This is a genomic window from Flagellimonas alginilytica, from assembly GCF_042134605.1.
Taxonomy (GTDB): domain Bacteria; phylum Bacteroidota; class Bacteroidia; order Flavobacteriales; family Flavobacteriaceae; genus Flagellimonas; species Flagellimonas alginolytica.
Map to the genome: position 1 here is coordinate 1,408,353 of NZ_CP169638.1, position 16,634 is coordinate 1,424,986.

A 16,634-nucleotide genomic window follows, 5' to 3' on the forward strand; every position below is an offset into this window, starting at 1 on the left:
TATAACCGCGTCATTCTGAATTCATTTCAGGTTCTCATTGCATTCATAAAACAAATGGACATGAGAACCTGAAACAAGTTCAGGTTGACAAAAATGGATTTAGTATCTCACCTAAACAAAATCGCCACGGCACCAATCGCGGTTACGATCAAAATAAAGCGTTTGTAATTTTTCTCGTTGATTTTCTTCACCAAAAAGACGCCCAAAATCAATCCTGCCAAAATAGCTGGAAGCAATCTTAGGTTGATCATTAGGCTTTCCATTGAGATTGTTTTCCAAACAAAAACATGAAAAGGCAGTTTAAACAGGTTGGTAATAAAAAACAACCATGCCGCCGTGCCCACAAATTCATTTTTTGGCAATCGCATGGCCAAAAAGAAAATATTGGTAAATGCTCCCGCCAAATTCCCAATCATGGTGCAAATCCCGGCCAAAACGCCCATGGAGCCGGAAAACAACCAATGGGTAGGGACCTTTTTGGACTTCCTGCGATCCCACCAGATCAGCATCCCCAAACTAATAAATATCACTACCACCATGCCCCATTTAAATTCGCGCTCCGGCAAATCTTTTCCAATAAATACCCCGACCAAGATCCCCAAGATCATCCAGGGAATAAATTTTATAATGTATTTCCATTGGGTATGCCGGTTGTAATAGACCACGGCAAAAACATCGCCCACGATCAACAAGGGAATAAAGAGCCCCGTAGATGCCCGCGAACCGAAAGCCAATGCCATAAGGGTTACATTAAAAATGGACATCCCTTTAAGTCCGGCCTTGGAAACACCCATTAAAAAAGCCGCTGTAGCGGCCATGGCCCAAGCAGTAACAGATATATCGGAAAAAGCAGAGAGAAGCATGTGGCATTTTTAGAGGTTCACAAAAGTAACCCAAAAAAGCTATCTTTAACTCCAGCCAAACCAAGCAAATGAAACTAGAACTTTTAGATTACATCATCATTTTTGGGTTTTTTGCCCTTGTTCTCTTTATTGGAATATACGTATCCAAAAAATCTGGCAAAAACACGGCTGAGTACTTTTTATCGGGGCGCAGCATGCCTTGGTGGCTTTTAGGGTTCTCGATGGTGGCTACCACCTTCTCTACCGACACCCCCAACCTGGTAACGGATTTTGTACGTACGGACGGTGTATCCGGAAACTGGGGCTGGTGGGCCTTTTTACTTACCGGCCTGCTCACGGTTTTTGTATATGCCAAACTATGGAGAAAATCCAATGTCGCTACCGATATGGAGTTTTATGACCTTAGATATGGAGGAAAACCCGCTCATTTCTTAAGAGGTTTCCGGTCTTTATATCTTGGTGTAGTCTTTAATGTAATGGCCATGTCGGCCGTAACCTTGGCCGCTATCAAAATTGGGCAGGTAATGCTCGGTCTGGAGCCTGTTGAAACCGTTCTTATCGGTGGCACCGTAACTGTGATCTTTAGTGCCATTGGAGGGTTTAGAGGTGTGGTCTACACAGATTTCATTCTGTTTTTTGTTGCTATGGGCGGTGCCATTGGAGCCGCGGTATATTTGGTGAATATGCCAGAAGTTGGTGGGCTGGACAATATTTTGGCCAATACACAGGTACAGGAAAAAATGTCGATACTTCCCGATTTTTCGGATACCGATGCTTTGATAAGTTTATTGATCATACCCCTAGCGGTCCAATGGTGGAGTGCTTGGTACCCCGGCGGTGAACCTGGCGGAGGCGGTTATATTGCACAACGTATGCTGGCCGCAAAAAATGAAAACCATGCCATTGGAGCAACCTTTTTCTTCAACATTTTGCATTATGCCCTTAGACCCTGGCCATGGATATTGGTAGCATTGGCGTCTATTGTTGTATTTCCGGATTTGGAAAGTATCCGGCAAGCCTTTCCCGATGTGCCGGAAAACATCCTCAAAAATGATCTGGCCTACTCTGCCATGCTTACCATGCTGCCCACAGGACTATTGGGACTGGTATTGGCATCATTGGGAGCGGCATATATGTCGACCATCTCCACCCACCTTAATTGGGGGTCCTCCTATATTGTGAATGATTTTTACAAACAGCAGGTCAACAAAAAAGCTTCCGAAAAAGAGTTGGTTAATGTGGGACGGATTTCCACGGTCGTCCTGATGGTCCTGAGCAGTCTATTCGCTTTGGAACTTAGCAATGCGACCCAGCTATTCGATATAATCATTATGTTCGGGGCAGGTACTGGACTTATCTTTTTATTGAGATGGTTCTGGTGGCGAATAAATGCGTGGAGCGAAATAGTGGCGATGTTCTCATCCGGAATTATTTCAATAGTATTCTGGCAATATGAAGATGTCCTCTTTTTATCAGACGGGGCTCCTTTCCCCACATGGAGCAAATTTCCACTGGTTGTTCTTATTACCACTATTTTATGGTTAGCCACTACATTTTTGACCAATCCAGAAGAAAACAACGTGCTCTACCGTTTCTACAAAACCACAAAACCTGGTGGCCCAGGATGGAAAAAGCTTCATGAAGAAGCTAGGGCCGAAGGCATTTCTTTGGATGATGAAAATGTGAAATGGAGCGTCCCATCCGGTGTTTTGGCCATGATCGTTGGTTGTATTTTGGTTTATGGTTGTCTTTTTGCTACCGGAAATTGGATCTACGGCAATTATCCTTTGGCCATGGGGCTCAGTATCTTGGTATTGGTAGCCACATTCATACTTTTGAGAATTTGGCGGGGAATGAAAAATGTATTCTAATCGACTTAGTCTCGCAATTCCAATAACCTCGAAACATACTTTCCGACCACATCAAACTCCAAGTTTACGGTAGAACCTACTTTGTAGGCATGAAATCGGGTGTGTTCGTGAGTGTAGGGAATAATTGCGACACTAAAGCTGTTCTTCTGTGAGTTTACCACTGTTAAACTTACACCGTCCACGGTAATGGATCCTTTTTCTATAGTCACATTGTTTACATGGGGATTGTACTCAAAAGTGTAGATCCAGCTTCCGTCTTTTTGATCAATGGATTGGCAAACGGCCGTTTGATCTACGTGGCCCTGCACAATATGGCCGTCCAATCGGGCGCCCAACACCATAGCTCGCTCTAAATTTACCTCATCGCCAACTTTTAACTCGCCCAAATTGGTTTTGCTCAAGGTTTCCTCGATTGCCGTTACGGTATAATTATCCCCGCCCAAGGACACTACGGTGAGGCAGACCCCATTGTGCGAAACGCTTTGGTCTATCTTCAACTCCGAGGTAATCTCGGCCCTAACGGTAATATGGAGATTCCCTCCATCCTTTTCTATCTTTTCAACCTTACCCAAAGTCTCAATGATCCCTGTGAACATGTGTATTATTAATTGACTAGTTTTGTAATGCAAAAGTAGCCATAACAGCGTTCATTTTATGAAGGAAAATCAAAAAATAAAGTTAGGGATCTCTATTGGGGACATTAATGGAATTGGGTGCGAAGTGGCACTAAAAACGTTTGAAGACCCTCGTATGTTGGACTTTTGCACGCCGGTATTCTTTGCGTCCAATAAAACCATTTCACAACAGATCAAAGATTTGGGCCTTAACATAAAATTCAATGGTGTTAGGGATGCCGATCAAGCACTGGAAGGTAAAATCAACATAGTAAATGTTTGGAAAGAGATGCCGAACATTGCCTATGGGGAGGCCACAAAGCAAGGAGGCGATTATGCCATACGCTCCCTACGAGCGGCCGTTGCTGCTTTGAAAGAGGATAAAATCGATGTGTTGGTAACGGCGCCCATCAACAAAAACAACATACAATCGGAGGACTTTAATTTCCCCGGCCATACGGACTTCCTTGCCCAAGAACTTAAAGGTGAAAGCTTAATGTTTATGGTAACCAACGAGTTGCGCGTTGGTTTGTTAACCGACCACATCGCCGTTAAAGATGTGGCCAAAACCATTACGCCTAAACTTATCCGTAACAAAATTGCCATTATGGAGAAATCCTTAAAAATGGATTTTGGGATTCGACGGCCCAAGATTGCAATGTTGGGAATCAATCCGCATTCCGGAGACAACGGGACCATAGGTGAAGAAGATGATAAAGTACTTAAGCCCACAATACAAGAACTTTTTAACAAAGGTACTTTGGTTTATGGCCCTTATTCCGCAGATAGTTTTTTTGGCTCCGATAACCATAAGGGGTTTGATGCCGTTTTGGCAGCCTATCACGACCAAGGTTTGATCCCTTTTAAGACGCTTTCCTTTGGAAAGGGAGTAAATTACACGGCCGGATTGGATAAGGTAAGGACTTCTCCCGACCATGGAACTGCCTATGAGATAGCAGGAAAAGGAATGGCCGACGAAAGCTCTTTTAAAGAGGCGGTATTTACTGGAATCCAGGTATTTAAAAACAGAACCGAATACTTGGACTTGCACAAAAACCCGTTGCAAAAACAAAAAATGAAGCGTGGCGATTAAAAAGTTAGAAGCAATTTGGATATTTGTTGTTGTAAGAATTGCAGTTTTGTAAATTAGTAGTATCTTTGCACCCGCCTTTAAAGGCTGGTACACAAACCTTAAGTGTAGAAATGATGAAGCTGAAAGAGTATATGATCCCTTTTTCAGGTCTGAAGCTGGGAGAACATAAATTTGTGTACGAAATCGATGATGCGTTCTTTGAATCTTTTGACTACCAAGAATTTAACGGAGCTTCCGTTCATGTAGATGCCATTTTGGAAAAAATGAGCACCATGATGGAACTACGGATAAAAGCCAAGGGAACTGTAAATGTGGATTGCGATCTAACTGGCGAACCTTTCGACCAACCTATCGACTCCGATTTAAAGCTCGTCGTCAAATTTGGCGAAGAGTACAACGATGAAGATGATGAAATCTTGATCATTCCCCATGGCGAACACCAGTTCAACATTGCACAGTATATTTATGAGATGCTGGTACTGGCCGTCCCACAAAAAAGGGTTCATCCCGGTGTGGAAGACGGTTCGCTCCAATCGGATATCTTGGACAAGCTGGAAGAGCTTCAGCCAAAAGAGAAAACCACATCATCAGAAAAAACAGATCCCAGATGGGACGATTTAAAAAAGTTACTAACGGATAAATAGGTTAATAATGGCACATCCTAAGAGAAAAATATCGAAAACCAGAAGGGATAAAAGAAGAACCCACTACAAAGCAGTTGCGCCAACAATTGCCAAAGACTCAACAACAGGTGAAATGCACTTGTTCCACAGAGCTCACTGGCACGAAGGTAAATTGTACTACCGAGGCCAAGTGTTAATAGACAAAACTGAAGAGGAAACTGCGGCCTAACCGCAACTCCCTTAAAATAAAGCAACTCCCGTTGAATAATTAACGGGAGTTTTTTTATGCGCCCATATTAACACCCCCAAAATCGGTTAATTTTACCCGTAAAGTCATATAAAATGACTAATTTTCACCGCTTTTGGGTCAAATTTCAATGTTTTTGACAATAAAGAGAGGCTAAAATGAAGAAAACAACGGCAGCGATAACAGCTGTAGGAGGATACCTTCCAGATTTTGTTCTTTCCAATAAAGTATTGGAAACCATGGTGGATACCAACGACGAGTGGATCACCACCAGAACGGGAATAAAGGAAAGACGAATCCTAAAAGAAGAGAACGCGGGCACATCTTTTATGGCTATAAAGGCCGCAGAAGATTTGCTTAAAAAACGAGGTGTCGATGCTTCCGAAATAGATATGGTCCTGGTTGCCACAGCAACTCCGGATATGCCAGTAGCAGCTACTGCCGCTTTTGTAGCTTCGGAAATCGGTGCGACAAACGCATTCGCTTATGATCTGCAAGCTGCCTGTTCCAGTTTTTTATATGGCATGTCCACCGCGGCCAGTTATATAGAGTCTGGCAGGTATAAAAAAGTATTGCTGATCGGGGCTGATAAAATGTCGTCCATAATAGACTATACCGATAGAACCACCTGTATAATTTTTGGTGATGGTGCCGGAGCGGTTCTCTTTGAACCGAACGATGAAGGTTTGGGACTACAGGACGAATATTTGCGGTCCGATGGCATAGGGCGTCAGTTTTTAAAGATAGATGCAGGAGGTTCCATTATGCCTGCTTCGGAGGAAACCGTTAAAAACAAACAACATTACGTTTTTCAGGATGGTAAATCCGTTTTTAAGTTTGCCGTTTCCAATATGGCCGATGTTTCCGCATTGATCATGGAGCGTAACAACCTGAGCAAGGATGATGTACAATGGTTGGCACCTCACCAGGCCAATAAACGGATTATCGACGCCACGGCCAACCGAATGGGCCTGGAGCCTGAAAAGGTTCTCATGAACATAGAACGTTACGGAAATACAACATCCGCTACATTACCTTTGTTGCTTTACGATTTCGAAAAGCAATTAAAAAAGGGAGACAATATTATTTTCGCCGCTTTTGGTGGAGGTTTTACATGGGGTTCCATTTATCTTAAATGGGCCTATAACTCTTAATCACACAACTAACTAAATTATAATCCATGGACATTAAGGAAATTCAAAGTTTGATCAAGTTTGTGGCCAAATCGGGTGCCAGCGAGGTAAAGTTGGAAATGGAGGACATTAAGATCACCATTCGAACAGGAAGCAACGACTCCAGTACACCAGAAACCACAATCGTACAACAGATTCCCGTAGCCCAAGCGCCTACAGCAGCTGCACCAGTCGCAACACAGGCCGCACCGCAGGAAGCAGCGGCACCATCACCATCAGCTCCAGGTAAAGCCGATGATGACTCAAAATACATTACCATTAAATCCCCCATCATAGGAACATTCTACAGGAAACCATCTCCGGACAAACCACCGTTCGTTGAAGTTGGCAGCACTATAAACCAAGGCGATGTTCTTTGTGTGATAGAGGCGATGAAACTTTTTAACGATATCGAATCAGAAGTTTCCGGTAAGATAGTTAAGATATTGGTTGACGATTCCTCTCCTGTTGAGTTTGACCAACCATTGTTCTTGGTAGACCCATCGTAGTAAGTTTTAGATGATATAGCTTGAGCAACGCCCATGTTGCTCGGGACCATTTAAAATTTTATCATTCAAAATTTAAGATTGTGCTCTATGTTTAAAAAAGTATTGATTGCGAATAGGGGTGAAATTGCCTTGAGGATCATTAGAACCTGCAAGGAAATGGGTATTAAAACAGTTGCCGTTTACTCCAAGGCCGATGAAGAGAGTCTTCATGTGCGCTTTGCAGACGAAGCTGTTTGTATTGGCCCAGCACCCAGTAGCGAATCTTACCTCAAGATTCCAAATATTATAGCGGCCGCGGAAATAACCAACGCCGACGCCATACATCCAGGATACGGTTTTCTATCCGAAAACTCTAAATTCTCCAAGATCTGTGCAGAGCACGATATTAAGTTTATCGGTGCCTCTGGCGAGCAAATAGACAAAATGGGAGATAAGGCGACCGCTAAAGAAACCATGAAAAAAGCCGGTGTTCCCACCGTGCCAGGTTCCGAAGGCTTGCTCAAAGATGTAGATCATGCCAAAAAGGAGGCCAAGAAAATGGGGTATCCTGTGATGATCAAAGCTACAGCCGGTGGTGGTGGTAAAGGTATGCGCGCCATTTGGTCCGAAGACGAGATGGAGAAAAACTTTAACAGCGCCGTTACAGAAGCAACTGCTGCCTTTGGCAACGGTGGCATGTATATGGAAAAGTTGATAGAGGAGCCTCGCCATATCGAAATTCAAGTAGTGGGGGATCAGTATGGAAAAGCCTGCCATTTATCGGAAAGGGACTGTTCCGTACAACGTAGGCATCAAAAACTTACCGAAGAGACCCCTTCTCCGTTTATGACGGACAAGCTGCGAGAAGATATGGGAAAGGCCGCTGTAAAGGCCGCGGAGTTTATTAAATACGAAGGAGCGGGCACCATAGAGTTTTTAGTGGACAAGCACCGAAACTTCTACTTTATGGAAATGAACACCCGTATTCAGGTAGAACATCCTATAACCGAACAAGTCGTGGACTACGATTTGATCCGCGAGCAAATATTGGTCGCTGGCGGTGTACCTATCTCGGGCAAAAACTACTATCCCAAGTTACACTCCATAGAGTGCCGGATCAATGCCGAAGACCCTTATAACGACTTTAGACCATCTCCGGGAAAAATCACTACCCTGCACACGCCAGGTGGTCACGGAGTTCGTCTGGATACCCACGTGTACAGTGGTTATATGATTCCTCCGAATTATGATTCCATGATCGCCAAGTTGATTACCACTGCCCAAACTCGAGAGGAGGCCATCAACAAAATGAGAAGGGCCTTGGACGAGTTTGTAATCGAAGGGATAAAAACTACGATTCCATTCCATCGTCAGTTGATGGACCATCCAGATTATTTGGCCGGTAATTATACCACCAAGTTTATGGAAGATTTTAAAATGGATCCAAAATATAAACAAGAACATTAAGCTAAGCCCCGATCAATTCGGGGTTTTTTAGTTATGGATTTAAGTTATTGGGAATATAAAAGCTGGTTTTCCAACGTTGATTTTACTGTAGTTGGCAGTGGGATCGTTGGAATTAATTGCGCTGTCCGTTTAAAGGAAAAATATCCCAAAAGCTCTATCTTGATTTTAGAAAAAGGAAGTCTTCCACAGGGTGCCAGCACTAAAAATGCAGGGTTTGCCTGCTTCGGGAGTGCTTCAGAAATATTATCGGACCTGGACCATCATACAGAGCAGGAAGTAGTGGAATTGGTCCAAAAGCGAAACAAAGGAATTCAAAGACTACGTAAACTACTTGGAGATACGGCCATAGATTTTCAATTGCACGGCAGTCACGAGCTTTTTCCTTTAGGAAAAACGCAATTGTTCGTTAAATGTTTGGAGTCCATCCCATACCTCAACGGTCTCATGGAACCCATATTTGGGAAAGGTCCGTTTGTGACCAACGGCAATAGCTTCAATTTTGGAAAAATCCAGAATAAATACATCACCCATACAGAGGAAGGACAATTGGATACCGGAAAAATGATGCGCTCCTTGATCCAAAAATGCTTGTCCATGGAAATACCGATCATAAATGGGGTTTTGGTTGAAGAGGTGGTCGATTTGCAAAACAGAGCTATCATAAAAACGCCCGGTTTCGAATTTACAACCAAGAAAGTATTTGTTGCTACCAATGGATTTGCTTCCAAATTGCTCAAATCTGATGCCGTTCTGCCTGCCAGGGCACAGGTGTTGGTCACAGAGCCTATTAAAGACCTACCTATAAAAGGTACCTTTCATTTTGATGAAGGCTACTATTATTTCAGGAACATAGAGAATAGGATCTTGTTCGGGGGCGGAAGAAATCTTGATTTTGATGCGGAAGAGACCGTTGAATTTGGACAAACGGACCTTATCCAAAATCAATTGGAAGTTTTACTTAAAACCATGATCTTGCCCAATCAACCCGTAAAAATTGACCGTAGGTGGAGCGGAATAATGGGGGTGGGTAAACAAAAAACACCTATTATCAAGCCCGTTTCCAATTCCGTTTACTGCGGTGTACGTTTGGGTGGAATGGGCGTTGCCCTAGGGAGTCTAGTAGGGGAAGAATTGGCCGATCTGGCCGATTAAACCATTCTTCCGTCCAACAAATTAATGATTCTAGAGCCGTATTCCGCATTTTTCTCAGAGTGCGTCACTTGAATTATGGTTACCCCGTCATCATTCAATTGTTTAAAAAGCTCCATGATTTCTTCTCCTTGGGTTGAGTTTAGGTTGCCCGTAGGCTCATCTGCCAAGATCAATTTAGGGTTGGATATAAGCGCTCTGGCCACTCCGACCAGCTGTTGTTGTCCTCCACTCAATTGTGCGGGAAAAAGATCTTTTTTTCCAACAATATTAAAACGGTCCAACATATCGGCAACCATTGCCTTGCGTTCGGAGCCTTTTATCTTTTTATAGATAAGCGGCATTTCCAGGTTTTCCTTTACGGTGAGGTCATCCAGTAAATGATAGGACTGGAACACAAAACCGATATATTGTTTGTACAGGTTTGATCTGTGTTTTTCTTTTAATGAATGTACGGATTCGTCCATAAAATTATACTCGCCCTCATCAAAGGTATCGAGCATCCCGATGACGTTTAGCAATGTGGATTTACCGGAGCCCGATGGTCCCATTACCGAAATAAACTCTCCTTCCTGTACTTCGAGGTTTATGTCCTTGAGCAAAAAAAAACGTTGACCCCCTGAATGGACCCATTTAAATATGTTGTTAAGTTGTAGTAGCATGTTATTTCTTATTTAGTTGTTCTATCCTTTTAGTTGCATTATCGCACCAGTAGCAATTAGATTCGGGCTTAAGTTCCAAGGCTTTTTTATAGCTTTTTAAAGAGTTAACCGTGTCGTTTATCAAAAAATAGCCTTCTCCCAAGGTATCCCATAGGTTTCCGTCTTCGGGGAAAAGCTCGGTATTCAATTTTAAAAGTGCTATGCCCCAATTTATGTCCAAATCTTCCGAAACCTGCTTAAACCCAATACGGTTCAACAATGCTTTTTCCTTTATTGGCGCTCCTGTTCGCTTTTCTATAAACCCTGGCAATTCGCTTAATTGATTTGGTGTATTTGTCCTTATAAAATCAAAAACCAATTCATATGAGTTTTTTGGTATAGGATCGGGGTCATAATCTTTATCCGCCGCCATTGATGCAATTTCCCACGCAACATTCTCCGATTGTGGATTTAAAATACTGCTCGACAATGCAATAATTACCATCTCGTCCTCAACAAATCTGAGGAAATCCGCAAAGTAAATACCATTGCTGCCGTTATGTGCAACAATTTTTGAGTTGTTCTGTGAATTGAATATCGCCCAACCATACCCATAAAAGGAACTGTTTGATTCCTTCTCGGACACATATGGGTACTCCATCATTTTTTTGGATTCGGCAGAAAGTACTGTGTTTTTTTCCAATGCCAGGTGCCAAGTATATAAATCTTCTACCGTAGAGTATATATCGCCTTTCCCGATACTGTACCAATGATCATTGTTCGCGGGCAAATACTGTTGTGTTATCCCCCAATCTTTCCATTGCCCTGTGGTGTAATGGTAATAATACCCGTGAGCAATTCGCTCGCTATTAAACCCAATTCCTTTGTACCCGGTATGGTTCATTTGTAAAGGTTCCCAAAAGTTGATTCTTAAAAACGATTCATAATCCATTTGGGAGACTTTCTCAATAATAGCGGCCAACATTATGTAATTGGCATTGGCATAGGTGTGCTTGGTTCCCGGGGAATACATTAGCTCGGATGTAAAAAACTCCTTTAAAAAGGCTTCTTTTTTAGCTGGGTCGTATCTAAAACCTCCTGTACTTGGTGATATACCAGATGTCTGCACAAGTAATTGATGAACGGTAATATTCTTCTTATCGATGGGTGATTGAGGGAAGAACTTTTCAATTTTATCCGAAACATCCAACTTGCCATCTTCCATTAGCTTTAATATTGCCGCTGCGGTAAATTGCTTTGTCACAGAACCAATATTGAATACTGTAGATGGTGTGTTCTTAATTTTCAATTTTTTATCGGTCCAACCATATCCTTTTGAAAAAATAACCTTTCCTTTTTTGGCCACAAGCACACTTCCCGAATATCCATTGTTTTCACTTTGGCTCAAATAGTTATCAATTTTAAGTTCAAGTTTGTTTTTAGTAGCGGGAGTTTGGCCAAAAGCAGCCACTACAAACAGTAATATCAGACCTATGGCTTGCAATACAGAGTGTTTCATGTTGTATAATTATTCTGTCCGTAAACTTTTCACGGGATTGGTAAGAGCGGATTTTATGGCTTGACCACTTACCGTAAGAAAAGCAATGGTCATAGCCACTGTCCCTGCTAGTAAAAACATCCACCATTCTATTTCTATTCGGTAAGCAAATTTCTGCAACCACTCATTCATTAGAATCCAAGCAATGGGAGATGCTATGACCAGAGCAAGGACAACCAAGAAAATATATTCTTTGGAAAGTAAATGGACGATACCCTTTACAGATGCCCCTAATACTTTTCGAATACCGATCTCCTTGGTGCGCTGAAAAGCCGTTAGCACCACAAGACCAAACAGTCCAAGACAACTTACGAATATGGAGATAATGGTTGCCAACGTAACCAACGTGGTCAGGTTCTTCTCTTCTAAATACATCTGCTCAATTGATTCATCATAAAAAGTATAGGAAAAACTCTCTTGAGGATAAAACTTGCTCCATTTCTGTTGAATCTCTTTTAGAGTATTATCCCATTGATTTGTATTAGCACTCAATTTAATGTTGAAGTTAGAGAAATTACTCTTTTCCATTTGAAAGGCCATAGGGTCTATAGTTGCGTAGAAATCTTTCATGTGGAAGTCCTTTACTACTCCAACTATGGGCAATTTTTCCCCTTTTTGCCCAATACGTTTGCCCAAGGCTTTTTGTGGGGATTCAAAGCCAAAAGCTCTTACCGCCGTTTCGTTGATCACATATTCTTTTGGCGTATCGGATTCATGGAGATTTCTTCCGGCCAACAGTTTTAGATCATATAGGTCGATGTATGAGGTATCCACCCATTTTTTGAACACTTGCCTTTTAATACTGGGGCTTCCCTCTTCTTCGTATTCATATTGGCTTGAAGAATAATTACTTGCCATTGGCTCTGTTCCTAAAGAAATATTTTGGATGCCCGAAATTGTTTTTAGCTCGTCAAGCAAAGGAAACTGTTTGCCCTCATATTTTTTGTCCCACACATATTTATAGGGAACCTGTACCAAGACCACGGCGTCTTTATCAAAACCCATATCCGTGGTGATGGAGTAATGTAATTGTCTACCTATAATTAAAGCGGACAAAATGAAAACCATCGCAATCACAAACTGGAAGACAATGAGTGTTTTTTGCAGATTAAACCCTTTGCTTCGTTTTATTCGCGAAGAAGTACACTGAAAAATATTTACTGCATTTACCCTTGTTATCAACCAGCCTGGATACAAACCGGCCAAAGCAGTAATTATAATGCTCAATAAAATGATAAATACAACGTATTCTAACATTAATGTAAATGATGTTACCCCTTCGGGGATTATATCTTTTAGAAACCAAAACCCCAGTTTGACAAAAACAATGGACAAAAAGCTCGCTAATATTGTGGTTGCCATGGTTTCTATCAAAAATTGACTTATTAAATGTGCTCTACTGCTCCCTAAGACCTTTCTAACACCTATTTCCTTTGTGCGTTGTGGTATGCCCGCAATGCTCATATTTATGTAGTTGATACATGCCAATAGTAGAAGAAAAAGAGCAATGCCAATTAAGCCGTAGAGTACGGGTTTGCTGGCTTTTCTCACACTGCCTTCTCCAATATGTGTGGAAAAATGGGATTCGCTCAAAGGCAAGAGTTCCATCCAACGCTTAAACTCAAAAGTGTTTTCCGATTGGTTTCTCCATTCTTTGGTTTTTTGCTGGATTATATCATCAATTTGTTTAGCGACAACAGCTGGATTGGAGGTCTCGTCAAGTTGTAGATATAGTTTGTCCGAACCATTTGTATTGGTCCAAACATTAAGGTCATAAGATCTGTTCGGTAAAGGAATGAATTCTTGCATGGTAAATTCAGTCGGGTCTTGCATGTCGGCCACAACACCAGCAACTGTTCTAATGGTAGTGTCCCGATAACCATAATATGTTATCGATCTGTCCAAGATTTCATTCGGGCTCCTATCTGGGAAATACTGTTCTGCCCTCTTCTTTGTTAAAACCACACTATTGGGGTTTTCAAAAAAAGAGGATTCAGTCCCGGCCAACCATTTATAGGGCAACATTTGAAAATATATGGAATCAACCTCAGCTACCCCTTGTTGCTCTTCAAAATTGATCGTGTTTCCTGATAAATTTCTTACCTCAACACTGGCAAAAGATGTCTCAAATACTGGCGCAACATATTTTAACCCATCTATTTGCTCTCGGACAGCTTGGTAAAGAGGTTTAGAAGCTCCCCCATTATAATCTTCCTTTTCGTTGAACACAAAACCTGAGACAACTCGGAAGATGTTTTCCTTATTTGCAAGGTTACTATCATAACTGTACTCATACGCAACAATGCGATAAATAACCCAACAGGCACTGATTCCAACAGCCAGGCCAAAAATGTTCAATATGGTGAACAGTCTTTTGCGCTGCAAATGTCTAATTGTTGTTATCAGATATTTTTTAATCATTTTTCAGGAATTTACTCTGTCCGTAAACTTTTCACGGGATTGATCGAAGCTGCTTTTACGGTTCGTGACCCAACGGTAACCAATGCTATAAAAGAGGCTACAAGGCCGGCACCTACAAAAAACAACGGACTTAGATACACGTGCGAAGCATAGTTCTGTAACCATTCATGCAAAAAATACCATGCAATCGGTGTGGCAATTATAAAGGCCAGACCAACAAGTTTTAAAAAATCCTTGGTAAGCAAAAGTGCTACGGAGGAAACACTGGCCCCAACCACTTTTCGTACACCTATCTCCTTGGTTCTTTGTGCCACCACTAACATGGAGATGGCAAAAAGGCCTATACAGCTCAATAAAATGCCAAGTATACTCCCACTGGTAATTATTGTCGCCATTGTTTTTTCCCGGCGGAAAGTCCGATCTACGTTTTCATCCAAAAAAGACCCCAAAAACTCTGCTTGGGGCTCTATTTTTTTCCAAGCAGTTTTAATGGCTTCAAAAGAATTTGCCACATTATTTGGTGATACCTTCACATAGGCATAGTACAGGTCCCAATTTTTATCCATAAAAAGTGTGAGCGGCTCTATTTTTTTACCCACATCCTGAAAATTGTAATCTTTTATCACCCCTATTACAGAGTACACCACGTCTTCGTCCATGGGTATAGTGACCGCTAATGGGTCCTCTGCTCCCAATTGTTTTGCCATGGTCTCGTTTATGACCAAACTAAGACTATCGGTCTGGTGTTCCCTGTTGAACATTCGGCCCGTTATTATTTCCAGGTCTAAGGTCTCTGCATAGTCGTAATCAACAGTAATGGTATTTGTGACCACGCCACGCCCTTGGTAATCAAAACCCATCATACTGCTGGAAAGGCTTCCGTCCCGACCCAAACCAAGGTTGTTGTCCGCGCCGGTCACGCTTAAAATATCCGGGTTTCCCGTAAGTTCTTCCCGTAACAGTTGTACCACATTGTAACTCTGTTTTTTGCCATTTAAGGGTATAGAGATCACTTGTTCTTTGTTGTAACCCAAATCCTTGTTCCTCATAAAATCCAATTGACCGTTCAAAACCAAAGTTCCGCTGATCAAAATAATGGCTATGGCAAACTGCACTACAATGAGTCCATTGCGCAATCTATTCTTACCAAGGTCTAATTTGCCTTTTAAGGCTTTCAGAGCACCCAATTTACTCATCAACAATGCCGGATATCCTCCTGCTATCAAGGTGATACAAAAAATAACCAGTCCAAAAATTAGAATTACTTCTGGTTGGGCAACATCGGCGAAAGTGGCCTTGGTATTAAAAAGTGTCTTAAATGGGTTCAATAGCATTTGGCTCACCATTAATCCCAGTACGATGGACAATGCAAAAACAAATAGACTCTCCATCCAAAACTGAAAGAACAATTGCTTTTGTATAGCGCCCAAGGTTTTACGCATGCCAACTTCCTTTAAGCGTTTCTCGCTAAGGGCAATGCTCATGTTTATAAAGTTTGCGCTAACTATAAAAATAATTACTATGGCAATGCACAAAATTATAATTGGAAATGTACGGTTCGCCTCCGCCACTCCGGTATTATAAGATACAAAGTGTAAATCGGTTATGGGTGTCAAATGGAATTGCTTGTAATGGCCTTCCGCATTGGGTTGTGCACCATCCCTAATATCGCTTTCTATACTTTCTTGGTAATGGAGCGAGGTAAAGGCCTCTGTACTCTGCTCAAACTGTATTGGGTCCACCCCATTTTCCAATTGAAGATAAATTGGGTGGAACTGGGAATCCCAGCGATCAATGTTGGAAAGATATTCCGGATGGTTCTCAAATGGAATCACTATCCCAAAATCGATACTGCTATTGGCCGGGGTATCCTTTAAAATGGAAGCAATCGTAAATGGCTTTTCTTCTCGTCCGATTTTTATGGAAATCGTTTTTCCGACCACATTATCCACGGTGCCGAATATTTTTTTTGCGGTCTTAACGGTAATTCCAACAGAATTCTTCTCTGGCAAAGGATTTCTTGTATCATCCCACAAGGTTGGATAGGTAAAAATTTTAAAAAATTCCGGATCAACATACTCGGCATCCAAACTCAGCTCCTTGGTATTGTAGGTGACCAAAACATCCTCGCTCACAGTTCTTGCGATATATTTTATGCCAGCAACCTCCTCTTTAAGGGCTGGTGCCAAAGGAACAGGGTTGGACACACTTGCCTCTACTCCCCTTGGGGTTTGGTGGGATAAGTAAAGTTGATACGCCCCATCTTTATTTTTATGGAACTGGTCGTAGGAAAGTTCAAAAAGTGCCGTCATTACCAAGAGAATGGCCACAGCAAATGCGGAGGTCAATCCTATCATATTGGATAAGGTAAATATTCTGTTCTTGATAAGATTTCTCCAAGCGATTTTTAAATAGTTCTTGAACATA

General features: G+C 41.9%; 14 protein-coding genes. 8 read left to right on the top strand and 6 right to left on the bottom strand.

What is annotated here, in order from left to right; genetic code table 11:
* Window positions 1–107: 107 nt before the first annotated feature.
* Window positions 108–863: a sulfite exporter TauE/SafE family protein gene (locus ABTP35_RS06235; RefSeq protein WP_293298232.1), complete on the bottom strand. Its 756-nt coding sequence runs from the start codon at window positions 861–863 to the stop codon at window positions 108–110.
* Window positions 864–931: 68 nt separating this feature from the next.
* Here ABTP35_RS06235 and ABTP35_RS06240 point away from each other — a divergent pair, with 68 nt between their 5' ends.
* Window positions 932–2,734 (top strand): sodium:solute symporter family protein, encoded by a 1,803-nt coding sequence (locus ABTP35_RS06240; protein WP_293298229.1) that lies wholly within the window; start codon window positions 932–934, stop codon window positions 2,732–2,734.
* A 5-nt stretch (window positions 2,735–2,739) separates the two neighbouring features.
* Here ABTP35_RS06240 and ABTP35_RS06245 read toward each other — a convergent pair whose 3' ends face one another.
* Entirely contained in the window at window positions 2,740–3,330 is a 591-nt protein-coding gene (locus tag ABTP35_RS06245) for a riboflavin synthase (protein WP_293298225.1), read from the bottom strand.
* 58 nt (window positions 3,331–3,388) lie between these two features.
* Between ABTP35_RS06245 and pdxA the strand changes: the two genes are divergently transcribed.
* From pdxA to ABTP35_RS06280, 7 genes are all read left to right on the top strand, one after another.
* Window positions 3,389–4,441: a 4-hydroxythreonine-4-phosphate dehydrogenase PdxA gene (pdxA, locus tag ABTP35_RS06250; protein WP_224836037.1), complete on the top strand. Its 1,053-nt coding sequence runs from the start codon at window positions 3,389–3,391 to the stop codon at window positions 4,439–4,441.
* 110 nt (window positions 4,442–4,551) lie between these two features.
* A complete protein-coding gene (locus ABTP35_RS06255) occupies window positions 4,552–5,085 on the top strand; it encodes a DUF177 domain-containing protein (RefSeq protein ID WP_252080952.1) in 534 nt (177 codons plus the stop codon).
* 7 nt (window positions 5,086–5,092) lie between these two features.
* Window positions 5,093–5,293 carry a 50S ribosomal protein L32 gene (rpmF, locus tag ABTP35_RS06260; protein ID WP_100816683.1) on the top strand — a complete coding sequence of 67 codons (201 nt, stop codon included), beginning with the start codon at window positions 5,093–5,095 and terminating at the stop codon, window positions 5,291–5,293.
* A gap of 176 nt (window positions 5,294–5,469) precedes the next feature.
* Window positions 5,470–6,465, top strand: a complete 996-nt coding sequence (locus tag ABTP35_RS06265) for a beta-ketoacyl-ACP synthase III (RefSeq protein ID WP_224836035.1) — start codon at window positions 5,470–5,472, stop codon at window positions 6,463–6,465.
* A gap of 26 nt (window positions 6,466–6,491) precedes the next feature.
* Window positions 6,492–6,992: an acetyl-CoA carboxylase biotin carboxyl carrier protein gene (gene accB / locus ABTP35_RS06270; RefSeq protein WP_224836034.1), complete on the top strand. Its 501-nt coding sequence runs from the start codon at window positions 6,492–6,494 to the stop codon at window positions 6,990–6,992.
* Between the two features lie 87 nt (window positions 6,993–7,079).
* Window positions 7,080–8,438 (top strand): acetyl-CoA carboxylase biotin carboxylase subunit, encoded by a 1,359-nt coding sequence (accC, locus tag ABTP35_RS06275; RefSeq protein ID WP_224836033.1) that lies wholly within the window; start codon window positions 7,080–7,082, stop codon window positions 8,436–8,438.
* A gap of 33 nt (window positions 8,439–8,471) precedes the next feature.
* Complete coding sequence (locus ABTP35_RS06280; protein ID WP_293298215.1) at window positions 8,472–9,590, top strand: FAD-dependent oxidoreductase; 1,119 nt, start codon at window positions 8,472–8,474, stop codon at window positions 9,588–9,590.
* Here the strand turns inward: ABTP35_RS06280 and ABTP35_RS06285 are convergent.
* The 4 genes from ABTP35_RS06285 to ABTP35_RS06300 are packed head-to-tail and all read right to left on the bottom strand — an operon-like array spanning window position 9,587 to window position 16,633.
* Window positions 9,587–10,249 (bottom strand): ABC transporter ATP-binding protein, encoded by a 663-nt coding sequence (locus ABTP35_RS06285; RefSeq protein ID WP_224836031.1) that lies wholly within the window; start codon window positions 10,247–10,249, stop codon window positions 9,587–9,589. The two genes, ABTP35_RS06280 and ABTP35_RS06285, sit on opposite strands and share 4 nt — an antisense overlap.
* A gap of 1 nt (window position 10,250) precedes the next feature.
* Window positions 10,251–11,747 (bottom strand): serine hydrolase, encoded by a 1,497-nt coding sequence (locus ABTP35_RS06290; protein ID WP_293298212.1) that lies wholly within the window; start codon window positions 11,745–11,747, stop codon window positions 10,251–10,253.
* Between the two features lie 9 nt (window positions 11,748–11,756).
* Window positions 11,757–14,207, bottom strand: a complete 2,451-nt coding sequence (locus ABTP35_RS06295; protein WP_293298210.1) for an ABC transporter permease — start codon at window positions 14,205–14,207, stop codon at window positions 11,757–11,759.
* A gap of 11 nt (window positions 14,208–14,218) precedes the next feature.
* Complete coding sequence (locus tag ABTP35_RS06300) at window positions 14,219–16,633, bottom strand: ABC transporter permease (RefSeq protein ID WP_293298207.1); 2,415 nt, start codon at window positions 16,631–16,633, stop codon at window positions 14,219–14,221.
* Between the last annotated feature and the right edge of the window lies 1 nt (window position 16,634).